8 protein-coding genes are annotated in these 12,154 nt (G+C 60.6%); 4 read left to right on the top strand and 4 right to left on the bottom strand.

What is annotated here, in order from left to right; all coding sequences use genetic code 11:
• Window positions 1-50: 50 nt before the first annotated feature.
• Window positions 51-716: a two-component system response regulator NarL gene (gene narL / locus IG168_RS18875; RefSeq protein WP_193166163.1), complete on the bottom strand. Its 666-nt coding sequence runs from the start codon at window positions 714-716 to the stop codon at window positions 51-53.
• A gap of 313 nt (window positions 717-1,029) precedes the next feature.
• Here narL and IG168_RS18870 point away from each other — a divergent pair, with 313 nt between their 5' ends.
• The gene (locus IG168_RS18870; protein ID WP_193166162.1) at window positions 1,030-2,643 is read left to right on the top strand and encodes an MFS transporter; all 1,614 of its coding nucleotides are present in this window, start codon (window positions 1,030-1,032) and stop codon (window positions 2,641-2,643) included.
• 65 nt (window positions 2,644-2,708) lie between these two features.
• Entirely contained in the window at window positions 2,709-3,905 is a 1,197-nt protein-coding gene (locus IG168_RS18865; RefSeq protein ID WP_193166161.1) for an NnrS family protein, read from the top strand.
• A 53-nt stretch (window positions 3,906-3,958) separates the two neighbouring features.
• Here IG168_RS18865 and IG168_RS18860 read toward each other — a convergent pair whose 3' ends face one another.
• Genes IG168_RS18860 through IG168_RS18850 form a run of 3 tightly spaced genes read right to left on the bottom strand, consistent with a single transcriptional unit; the run spans window position 3,959 to window position 6,548 of the window.
• Window positions 3,959-4,246, bottom strand: coding sequence for a hypothetical protein (locus IG168_RS18860; protein WP_193166160.1), 288 nt, complete (start codon window positions 4,244-4,246; stop codon window positions 3,959-3,961).
• Window positions 4,247-4,267: 21 nt separating this feature from the next.
• Complete coding sequence (locus tag IG168_RS18855) at window positions 4,268-4,651, bottom strand: SirB2 family protein (protein ID WP_193166159.1); 384 nt, start codon at window positions 4,649-4,651, stop codon at window positions 4,268-4,270.
• Between the two features lie 46 nt (window positions 4,652-4,697).
• Entirely contained in the window at window positions 4,698-6,548 is a 1,851-nt protein-coding gene (locus IG168_RS18850) for an ATP-binding protein (protein WP_193166158.1), read from the bottom strand.
• A gap of 297 nt (window positions 6,549-6,845) precedes the next feature.
• On the opposite strand from IG168_RS18850, the gene IG168_RS18845 reads away from it, so the two are divergent.
• Both IG168_RS18845 and narH read left to right on the top strand, forming a co-directional pair.
• Complete coding sequence (locus tag IG168_RS18845; protein ID WP_193166157.1) at window positions 6,846-10,607, top strand: nitrate reductase subunit alpha; 3,762 nt, start codon at window positions 6,846-6,848, stop codon at window positions 10,605-10,607.
• Window positions 10,604-12,151, top strand: coding sequence for a nitrate reductase subunit beta (gene narH, locus IG168_RS18840; protein WP_193166156.1), 1,548 nt, complete (start codon window positions 10,604-10,606; stop codon window positions 12,149-12,151). The genes IG168_RS18845 and narH overlap by 4 nt, the downstream gene beginning before the upstream one ends.
• Window positions 12,152-12,154: the final 3 nt, after the last annotated feature.

The raw sequence follows: 12,154 nt of genomic DNA, 5'->3' as shown, positions 1-12,154 counted from the left end.
ATTACCTCTCTGGGAGCATTTGCGGGGGCTGTTGTGGGAGCCGCTCCGACTTACGATTCGGGTGTGGTGCCGCTAATGCGTTTCTGGTTCACCATCCACACTGCCGCTTCGACACGGGAACGCATACTGAGCTTTTTCAGTAGATGCTTCACATGAACCTTGACCGTCGCATCTGATATGTCGAGTTCCCGCGCAATCAGTTTGTTGCTGAGACCATCGGCGATGAGTTGCAGGATTTCATATTCGCGGCTGGTGAGTGTCGACAGCAGATCCGCTCCGGAGTTGTCCGGCTTGCGCAGTGCGGTAGCGAGAATTTCTGTCAGGCGCTGGCTAATGGCGAGCTTGCCGTGAGTGGCCGCAAGTATCTGCTCCAGAATCTCTTCCGGATCCATATCCTTGAGCAGATACCCATCGGCACCGGCCCGGATACAGGCGACGACGTCGGCATTGTTGTCGGAAACCGTGAGCATGATGATGCGCGCAGTCACATCGGCGGCACGCATAGCGCGCAGGGTATCGAGACCATCCATGCCGCGCATATTGAGGTCGAGCAGGATGATGTCGGGATCGCACTCCTCGACCATGTTGAGTGCCTCTGCACCACCGCTGGCTTCACCGACGACCGCCAACCTGGGCTCGAGCTCGATGAGTTGCAACAGCCCTTTACGAAACAGGGGGTGGTCGTCGACCATCATCACGCGTGCAGTTGAGGCCATGGGTATTACCTTCTATTCGCAATCGTCCGTGCCTGGGCGTTAAAAAATACCTGCGGCGGACGTTGCAGCGCAACCAAAAACAAGGGACCAGTCTAGCACGGGGCGTTGACCGAAACCCCGGCCTAACCCTTAGGGGGTATATGCGCGCCAATGCCGAGCGTAGGGCGTGGGCGTTGTGGCGCAACGCGGAAAAATTTCACGCCGTAAAGCCCCGTTTCGGGGCAATGTAGGTACTTACTGATGGTAATTGAGAACTGGTGGATTTACCCCGAAAGTGGACGCTGAAACAGTTTGTCGATCAGGAGTCGCGAAAGTGTCCGATATCTATGAGTGGTCTCCCGAGAACCGTGAGTTCTGGCAGTCCCGGGGCAAGAAGGTGGCCAACCGCAACCTTTGGATTTCCATTCCCAGTCTACTGAGCGGGTTCGCCGTCTGGTTGTACTGGGGCATTATCACCGTGCAAATGCTGAATCTTGGCTTTCCCTTAGCCAAGGCTGAGCTCTTTACGCTGACCGCAATCGCGGGGCTGACCGGCGCTACGCTGCGAATCCCCAGTAGCTTCTTTATCCGCCTCTGCGGCGGGCGCAATACGATTCTGTTCACGACCGCATTGCTGGTCATACCGGCGCTCGGCACAGGTATCGCGCTACAGAACCAGAATACCCCACTGTGGATGTTCCAGCTGCTGGCGCTGCTGAGTGGTTTTGGTGGTGGCAACTTTGCCTCATCCATGTCCAACATCAGTTTCTTTTTCCCGCGGGAAAAGCAGGGGCTGGCACTTGGCCTGAATGCGGGGCTCGGTAATTTCGGCGTGACCACCATGCAGATTATTGTGCCGCTGTTCATGACCTTCGGCGCGTTTGGCGCATTGGGCGGCGCACCGATGGAGCTGGTGAACAGTTCCGGCTCATTGATTGGCAAAATTCCGGCCGGATCCCTTGCCTGGATCCAGAATGCCGGGTTTGTCTGGCTGCTGCTGCTGATCCCGCTGATCTTTTTCATCTGGTTCGGCATGAACAACATCCGCACCAATGATGTGTCGCCGGATATCGGCAGCCCTATTGGCAGCTATTTCAAAATGACCGGTATGCTGCTGATTGGCCTGATTATGGCGGTGCTGGGCCTGTGGCTGCTGCTGCCAGAGAGTGCCAACGGATCAGGCTGGGGCCTGCCCAAGGAGCTGGTGCTGGTACTGGTTATGCTGGGCACAGTGTACGGAATGAAGTTACTGCCCGGTGAGATCCGCACCAGCCTCAACCGCCAGTACGGTATTTTTCGCCACAAGCACACCTGGGTGATGAGTGTCATTTACACCATGACCTTCGGCAGCTTTATCGGCTTTTCGGCGGCCTTCCCGCTGGCGATCAAGGTGATATTCGGGTACAGCCATGTGATGGTTGATGGTGTGATGACACATGACACCATCAACCCGAATGGTCCGAGTGCGCTGATGTATGCCTGGATGGCACCGTTTATCGGTGCGCTGGTGCGGCCAGTGGGTGGCTGGATCGCCGATCGCCTGGGCGGCGCCCTGGTGACTCAGGTTTGCGCCGTGGTGATGACAGCATGTGCGCTGGTCGCGGCCTATTACATGAAAGCTGCCTACGCGTCGGCGACCCCGGAACAATACTTTGTGCCCTTCTTCCTGGTGTTCCTGCTGCTGTTTGCTGCCACCGGTATCGGTAATGGTTCCACCTTCCGCACCATTGCCATGGTCTTCCCGCGTGAGCAGGCGGGCCCGGTACTGGGATGGACCTCCGCAGTTGCCGCCTATGGTGCATTCTATATCCCGCAGGTGCTGGGCGAGCAGATCGCAGCGACCACACCGGAAATTGCCCTGGTCGGCTTCGCAATTTTCTATGCCGCCTGTATCCTGCTGAACTACTGGTATTACCTGCGCAAAAATGGCGAATACTACAACCCATAAAAATTTGTTTTGTCGTCTTGGGGGGAGTATTCCCCCCTTTTTTGTTTATCCGAGGGAATCGAGCGATGTTGCAGATCACTGATCGGGCGAAGGAGAATGCTCTGGACCCAATCTGGCGTATGCCTTTCCGGCCGTTGTTTCTGGCTGCCGCAATATGGAGTTGTGTAGCCCTGATCCTGTGGTTGATGACCCTGATGGGAAACGGAACGGCGGTGTTCCGCATTGATGTGGCCTGGCATGCCCACGAAATGCTGTTCGGCTTTGCCGGTGCCGTTATAGTCGGCTTCGTCTGCACTGCGTGCCAGACCTGGACGGGACTGCGCGCACCCACCGGTCGTGCACTCGTTTTGCTGAGCAGTTGCTGGTTGCTGGCCCGGCTGGGATACCTGTTCTGGGCGGTGCCGCTGTGGTTCCCCGTGGCCGCCGAAGTGGCATTTTTTGCCGGTGCAGCATTTATGCTGGGCCGCCGGGTGATCGCTGTGCGCCAGTGGCACAACCTGTTTTTGATCCCCGCGCTACTGACGTTTGCGGGACTTTCCGCCTGGCATGCTCTGTCATCGGGTGCCACTCGCCCGGTGGCGCTTTTGACGCTGCTGCTGGTGGCTTCCATGGTGCTGGTGTTTGGAGGGAGGGTGATACCCTTTTTCACCGCGCGGCGCTTTGGACTGACGCCGCGGGCGAAATTGCCGTGGCTGGAATGGTCGGGGCATGGCCTCTGCATCGCGTTGTTACTCAGTATGGCGCTGTCGTTGCCGCGGGAGTGGACAGGCGTGGTGGCGCTGCTGTTGGGGCTGGTGCAGCTGGTGCGCTGTGCTCGCTGGCCGATTGGAAAAATCTTCTCGGAGCCGATGCTCTGGTCACTGCATATCAGTTTTTGGCTGATAGTGGCCGGCGTATTGTTACTGGGGGCCGTGTGGTTGGGTCTTGGCGATCCTGCTGCGGGTACTCCGCTGTTCAGTCCATTTTTCCTGGAAAGCGGAGCCGTCCATCTGATAGGCGTCGGTGGCATCGGCGGGATAATTCTGTCGATGATCAGCCGTGTGACGCTGGGACATACCGGGCGTTCGCCGCTGAATCCGCCGCGAGGGATTGCACTGGCGTTTGCGGCCCTGTTGGCCGCGTCGCTGGTGCGGGTGCTGCTGGCACCGGCACCCATTGCCTACTGGTTGTCGGTGACGCTGTGGCTGTGCGGGTACGGGCTGTTTTTGTGGCGTTTTGCACCGATGTTGCTGGCGCCGCGCACCGATGGGCAGCCCGGATAATTATGGAAAGTTATGGATAGCTCCGGACAGTTACGCCCGCGACCACCGCGTATTCAGACCAATCCGTTGGCAGCGATGGCGCGGTAGATTTTCTGACACAGGCGACCGAACTTGTTGACGTCGCCGAGTGTGGGAACCTCGCCGTCATCGAGCTTTTGCTCCCAGTCCTCAATTTCCCCGTCCAGCAGTTCCAGCAGTTTTTTCGCACAGCCGCGGCAGGGGCCCGCACACAGATCGGCCGCGGGCATGGTAAACGGCAGGGTCTCCCGTGCCTGGGTGATGATCTGGAGCAGCGCGGTGCGGGTGTCGGGTTTTTTATCGGGTCTTGCGTCGGGATTCATCGGCGACTCCAGTCCGGGGCGTCACCCCAGCAGCAGGGCGCGTTTACTGACGGCGGCGGATACGATGAAGAGGAAGCACGCAGCCGCCATGGTGGCAAAAGTGAGACTGCGGGACAGTTGCGCAGGTGAGCTGCGCAGCGCCATGGCTCCGCAGAGCACATACCCCACCAGCGCGGCCAGTTTTGCCTGCAGCCAGGGCTGGGTGAGGGGAGTCCACTGCCACATCCACAGCAAGCCGATCGCGCTTGCCAGCAGTGCCGTGTCGATCAGGTGCGGCACTGTGCGGGCCAACCGATGGCGCACCCAGTCCGCGCCGGAAAGGTGGGCGCCGACTCGCAGGGCGAAGCCGCTGCCGGAAACCATCGCCAGCGTTATATGCAGTAATTTGAGTGTGGGGTAGTCCAAAATAGCCTTCGTCTTTTCGTTTACGCGACGGTTCTTTCCGTGATCATTACCGCCATTGCACCTGCTGTTCGCGGCTATATGCCGGAATAAAACTGAAATGCACTTGTGTCCCACCCTGGGGGCGCGGGCGGATATCCAGTTCGCCGGCGAGATTGTCGGCGCGTTCCCGCATGATAGACATACCGAAGTGATCCCGTTTTTCCGGCGATTCGCCGATGCCCACACCGTTGTCTTCGATTTGCACGAGGATCTGGCCGTGGGAATGCTGGTTAAGGCGAATGGTGATGTGGTCGCCCCGGGAGTGATAAACCGCGTTCTGCGACGCCTCGCGAACCAGCTGCAACAGGTGAATTTCTTCCTGCGGCGTCAGTGGAATCTCGGACAGGTTGTATTCCAGTTCAATACCGATTTCCGGGTGCTGTTCCTGGTAGTGTTCGATCACCTTCAGCAATGTGGCCTTGAGGCCGCTGTCGTCAATTTGCAGGCGGAAAGTGGTGAGCAGCTCGCGCAGCTGCCGGTAGGAGTTCTGCAGGCCCTGTTTCAATTCATCGATGATTTCGCGGATGTCCTCGCGTCCGGTATCGCTGGCATTGTTGCAGCGATTGAGTCGCGCCACCTGGATTTTCAGGTAAGACAGTGACTGCGCCAGGGAATCGTGCAGCTCCCGCGCAATAATACTGCGCTCGTCCATCAGCGCCGCGCGACGTTCCTGTTCGCGGCGATCGCGCAGTGCGCTGGCGGTGGTCAGTGCGCCGACGAAGGTGGACAGTCGCTGGACCTGCTCCCGCGGTAGCGCTTCGTTGTCCGGCAGGGTGCACACCAGCACCCCGTAGTTGCGCCCGTCGGCTTCCAGCGGGAAGCGATAAATGTTCGTGCCGTCGGGACCTTTGACGTCGCAGCCGCGCGCACAGCTCTCACAGCCCACCGTGCGGCAGGCGGTATTGCCGCTTCCCTGAGTGAGGTGCGAAAAGGGGGTGCCTCCCGCCGCCGTCATCAGGCACAGGTCGAGATCCCTGAGCCCGGTGAGCTCACTGAACTCTGCCAGCCAGCGTTCGAGGGCGCTGTGGGAGAGTTCCCCCTCGCTGATAGCGCGCGCCAGGCGAAAGTGGAAATCCAGGACCCGGTGGCTGCTTAACAGTTCGGCGGTCTTGCTTTCCACCCGCTGTGCCAGGTCGCGCTGCGTCTCCTCAATGACCTTGCTCATGCCGCGGATGGTATCGGCGAGTACCCCAAGTTCATCGCCGCTGGTCAGTTCCAGGTTGTAGCGAAAATTGCCGCGGGCGATGTTTGCGCAGCAATCAGTGAGCTGTTTCAGTGGCTGCTCGACCGAGCGCGACAGCGCGAAAAGAGACAGGTAAATCAGGGTGATGGTAGCGAACAGTGACCCCAGCTGCACCAGCCGCAAAAGATCGACTGTGGCCTCGGCGGTGTGCTGGAAGTCGAGCACCAGTGTGTCGACATCTTCCACAAAATTCGCCGCAACGGTCTTGGTGGCCTCGTAGTCGGAAGCCCGCTCCCCGCTGGCCAGGGCCAGGAAGTAAGGACGGATGTCGTTTTCCCACTCGTGCAGCACTTGGGAATACTGCGCGGCCTCTTCGCGGCGGTCTTTGCGGTTGAAGTCGGAGATGTCGTCGATCCGGTCGAGGCGGTCGGACAGTTGGTTGGCGATCGACTGTGCACTGTCCGCGTCTCCACTGACCGCGCTGGCCGCGAGCTTGTAGGTCAGCATGCGCACGGAACCGGACAGGTTCACCGCAGCCGCATCGTTTTCGGCAGCATCGGAAATGATATAGGAGGCGAGCATCGAGGTGACGGCCACCAGCGCCGTCGCCAGCATCAGCGCGCCGATGCGGAACACCACTGACTGTCGGATCCGGTTGAACACTCTTGCTGGCATGTACACACCCCTGCTGGCTACCGCCGCATTGTGCCTTATGACAGCGACGGAGGGAGTACCTCTAATGAGCCGGGAATCGTCCCTGTTGCCGGAAGGGCGGCGCCGGAGGGCGCCAGACGGCGCAGTTGCTGGTGTAGCGGCACTCGCCGTTCATAAACGTCTACCCACTAGGGAGTAGGTCGGTGGCTAGACGCTGGAATTATACCACTTTTGGTGCAGTGCCTCGCTCCGGAGCGAATTTTATAGTCGGCGCCAATACAGCCACTATTGGCCCGTTTGTTCGTTCCGGAGTATCCCATGAGCCACTTTCTGGACCGCCTGAAGTATTTCAAGAAGCGCACAGAGCCATTCGCCCACGGACACGGCGAGAAAACCGATGATGACCGCAGCTGGGAAGACGGTTACCGCCGCCGCTGGCAATTCGACAAGATTGTCCGCTCCACCCACGGCGTCAACTGTACCGGTTCCTGCAGCTGGAAAATCTATGTGAAGGACGGGCTGGTCACCTGGGAAACCCAGCAGACCGATTATCCGCGCACCCGACCCGACCTGCCCAACCACGAGCCGCGCGGCTGCCCCCGCGGTGCCAGCTACTCCTGGTACATGTATTCCGCCAACCGCCTCAAGTACCCGAAAGTGCGCAAGCGCCTCCTGCGCCTGTGGCGCGCGGCCAAGCAGCTGCACAGTGACCCGGTGGAAGCCTGGGCCAGTATCGTCGAGGACCCGGACAAGGCGCACTCCTACAAGGAGCGCCGCGGCATGGGCGGTTTCGTGCGCGCGCGCTGGAATGAGGTGAACGAAATCATCGCCGCCTCCAACGTCTACACCACGAAAAAATACGGCCCCGACCGGGTAACCGGCTTCTCGCCGATCCCGGCCATGTCCATGGTGTCCTACGCCGCTGGTGCCCGCTACCTGTCGCTGATCGGCGGCAACTGCCTGAGCTTCTACGACTGGTACTGCGACCTGCCGCCGGCATCCCCGCAGATCTGGGGTGAGCAGACCGACGTGCCGGAATCCGCCGACTGGTACAACTCCAACTACCTGATCGTGTGGGGCTCCAACGTGCCCCAGACCCGCACCCCGGATGCCCACTTCCTCAGCGAGGTGCGCTACAAGGGCGCCAAGACCTGTGTCATCACCTCGGATTATTCCGAGTGTTCCAAATTCGGCGATACCTGGCTGGCGCCCCGCCAGGGCACCGATGCCGCGCTGGCGATGGCATTCGGCCATGTGATCCTGAAAGAGTTTCACGTGGAGAAGCCCAGCGCCTACTTCACCGAATATGTGCGCAGCACTACCGATATGCCGATGCTGGTCACCCTCGTCGAGCGCGACGGCCAGCTGGTGCAGGATCGCTTCCTGCGCGCCTCCGACCTGGTGGACAACCTGGGCCAGGACAACAACCCGGATTGGAAGACCATCGCCATCAACGACGATGGCCGCCTGGTATCGCCGAACGGCTCCGTGGGCTACCGCTGGGGTGAGAAAGGCAAGTGGAATATCGAACAGCGCGACGGCGGTGACGGTTCCGAGCTGAACCTGAAACTCAGCCTGAAAGACTGCGCCGATGAAGTGCGCGATGTGGCCTTCCCCTATTTCGGGGGCCAGACCCACGAATACGACTACTTCCAGCATACCGAGCACAGCGATGTCATCCAGCACCGGGTGCCGGTGAAGAAAGTCACCGCCGCCGACGGCAGCGAGATCCTGGTGGCCAGCGTGTTTGACTTGACCCTGGCCAACTACGGCGTCGAGCACGGCCTGGACGATCCCAACAGTGCCTCCAGCTACGACGACGACAAACCCTACACGCCGGCCTGGCAGGAAAGGGTCACCGGCGTGCGCCGCGGCGATGTGATTCGCGTAGCCCGTGAATTTGCCACCACCGCAGACAAGACGCGAGGTCGTTCCATGGTCATCGTCGGTGCGGCGCTGAACCACTGGTACCACATGGACATGAACTACCGCGGCCTCATCAACATGCTGATGATGTGCGGCTGTATCGGCCAGAGCGGCGGCGGCTGGGCGCACTATGTGGGGCAGGAAAAACTGCGCCCGCAGACCGGCTGGACCCCGCTGGCATTCGCGCTCGACTGGCAGCGCCCGCCGCGCCACATGAACGGTACCTCCTTCTTCTACAACCACGCCAACCAGTGGCGTTACGAAAAGCTGGAGATGTCCGAGGTAATCTCGCCACTGGCCGACAAGGCCAAGTGGAGCGGTTCCATCATCGACTTCAACAGCCGCGCCGAGCGCATGGGCTGGCTGCCGTCCGCGCCGCAGCTGGGCGTCAACCCGCTGCAGCTGGTCAGGGACGCCGAAGCCGCCGGTATGGATCCGAAAGACTATGCCGTGCAGCAACTCAAGAGTGGCGAACTGCAGTTTGCCAACCAGGATCCGGACAACCCGCAGAACTACCCGCGCAATATGTTTATCTGGCGCTCCAACCTGCTGGGGTCTTCGGGCAAGGGGCACGAGTACATGCTGCGCCACCTGCTGGGCACCCGCCACGGCCTGATGAGCGAAGACCTGGGCGAGTCCGGCGGCCGCAAACCCGAGGACGTGACCTGGCGCGACGAGGCCAGCGAGGGCAAGGTCGACCTGCTGGTGACCCTGGACTTCCGCATGTCCACCACCTGTCTCTACTCGGACATCGTGCTGCCCACGGCCACCTGGTACGAGAAGGACGACATGAACACGTCCGACATGCACCCGTTCATCCACCCGCTGAGCAAGGCGGTGGACCCGGCCTGGGAAGCGCGCAGCGACTGGGACATCTTCAAGGGCATCGCCAAGAAGTTCTCCGAACTGAGCGACGGCCACCTGGGAGTGGAAAAGGATCTGGTGACCCTGCCGATCCACCACGACACGCCCACCGAAATCGCGCAGCCGTTTGGCGTCAAGGCGTGGTGGAAAGGGGAGTGCGACCTGGTGCCCGGCGTCACCGCGCCGAGCATGATTGTGGTGGAGCGGGATTACCCCAACACCTACAACCGCTTCACTTCCATCGGCCCGCTGCTGGAGAAACTCGGCAACGGCGGCAAGGGCATCAGCTGGAATACCGATGCCGAAGTGGACTTCCTCAAGAAACTGAACCGCACCTACAGCGAGGATTCCGAGCGCGACGGTCGCGCGCGCATCGACAGCGCCATCGACGCGGCGGAAATGATCCTGTCGCTGGCGCCGGAAACCAACGGCCAGGTGGCAGTGAAGGCGTGGGACGCACTGGGCCAGATCACCGGGCGCGACCACACCCATCTGGCGAAGCCGAAGGAAGAGGAAAAAATCCGCTTCCGCGACATCGTCGCGCAGCCGCGCAAGATCATCTCCTCGCCCACCTGGTCCGGGCTCGAGGACGAGCATGTGAGCTACAACGCCGGCTACACCAACGTCCACGAACTGATTCCGTGGCGCACGATCACCGGTCGCCAGCAGTTTTACCAGGATCACGAATGGATGCGGGACTTCGGCGAAAACCTGTGCGTGTACAAGCCGCCGATCAACCTGAAAACGGTTGCCCCGGTGCTGAACAAAAAGCCCAACGGCAACAAGGAAATCCTGCTGAACTGGATCACCCCGCACCAGAAGTGGGGCATCCACAGCACCTACTCCGACAACCTGTTGATGCTGACCCTGTCCCGCGGTGGTCCCATCGTGTGGATGAGCGAGACGGACGCAAAACTCGCCGGCGTCGAGGACAACGACTGGATTGAGATCTTCAACGTCAACGGTGCCATCGCCGCGCGCGCGGTGGTGTCCCAGCGGGTGCCGGACGGCATGGCGATGATGTACCACGCCCAGGAGCGGATCGTGAACACCCCGGGGGCGGAAACCACCGGCACCCGCGGCGGTATCCACAACTCCGTGACCCGCGCGGTGATGAAACCCACGCACATGATCGGCGGCTACGCCCAGCAGTCCTACGGCTTCAACTACTACGGCACCGTGGGCTGTAACCGGGACGAATTCGTCATCGTCAGAAAAATGAACAAGGTCGAATGGCACGACGGGGAAGACGCCAAACTGGCCCCGGCTACCGAGGAGGTTGCGCAATGAAAGTAAGAGCCCAGATCGGCATGGTGCTGAATCTCGACAAGTGCATCGGTTGCCATACCTGCTCCGTCACCTGCAAGAACGTATGGACCTCCCGCGAGGGGGTGGAGTACGCCTGGTTCAATAACGTCGAGACCAAGCCCGGCATCGGCTACCCGAAAGACTGGGAAAACCAGGACAAGTACAACGGCGGCTGGGTGCGCAAAAAGAACGGCAAACTGGAGCCGCGCCAGGGCGGCAAGCGCCGCATCCTGGCCAACATTTTCGGCAACCCGAACATGCCGGAAATCGACGACTACTACGAGCCGTTCGATTTCGATTACCAGACCCTGCACAAGGCGCCGGAACAGAAGCACCAGCCGGTGGCCCGGCCGCGCTCGCTGATTACCGGCCAGCGTATGGAGAAGATCGACTGGGGCCCCAACTGGGAGGAAATCCTCGGTACCGAATTCGACAAGCGCAAAAAGGACAAAAACTTCGAGCAGGTGCAGGCGGACATCTACGGTGAGTTCGAAAACACCTTCATGATGTACCTGCCGCGCCTGTGCGAACACTGCCTGAACCCGGCCTGTGTCGCGTCCTGCCCCAGCGGCGCGATCTACAAGCGCGAGGAAGACGGCATCGTGCTGATCGACCAGGACAAGTGCCGCGGCTGGCGCATGTGCGTGTCCGGCTGCCCGTACAAAAAGATCTACTACAACTGGAAGACCGGTAAATCCGAGAAGTGCATCTTCTGTTATCCGCGCATTGAATCCGGCCAGCCCACTGTCTGCTCGGAGACCTGCGTCGGCCGCATCCGCTACCTGGGGGTGTTGCTGTACGACGCCGACCGCATCGACGAAGCCGCTGCGGTGGAAGACGACAAGGCGTTGTACCAGGCCCAGTGCGATATTTTCCTGGATCCCACTGATCCCAAAGTGCAGGAGGCCGCGCGCGCCGAGGGCATTCCCGAAGCGTGGCTCGAAGCCGCACAGAATTCGCCGGTGTACAAAATGGCGATCGACTGGCAGATCGCGCTGCCGCTGCATCCGGAGTACCGCACCCTGCCGATGGTCTGGTACGTGCCGCCGCTGTCACCGATCCAGAACGCGGTGCAGGCCGGCCACGTGGATACCGTCACCGTGGGCAGCAACGCGGAAATTCCGGATCTTTCCAACCTGCGCATTCCGCTCAAATACCTGGCCAACCTGCTCACGGCCGGCGACGAGAAACCGGTGGCGCGCGCGCTGGAGCGCATGATCGTGATGCGCGCCTACATGCGCGGTATCCACGTCGACGGTGTACAGGACCGCGAGCTGCTGGAAGCCGCGGGCATGAGCGTACAGCAGGTAGAAGAAATGTATCGCTACATGGCGCTCGCCAACTACGAGGACCGCTTCGTGGTACCGAGCAGCCACAAGGCCTACGCGGAAAATGCCTACGACATCAAATCCTCCTGCGGCTTCAGCTTCGGCAACGGCTGCAGTACCGGCAACGACAGCGTCAATATCTTCGGCGGCAAGTCCCAGACCGTGCGTCAGGTGATTCCCGCGAAAGTGGTCGACTAAGTG

Source organism: Microbulbifer hainanensis (assembly GCF_014904735.1).
In the GTDB taxonomy this organism is placed as follows: domain Bacteria; phylum Pseudomonadota; class Gammaproteobacteria; order Pseudomonadales; family Cellvibrionaceae; genus Microbulbifer; species Microbulbifer hainanensis.
Note: the sequence above shows the minus strand (reverse complement) of the source record. Positions and strands in the feature narration are given on the sequence as shown.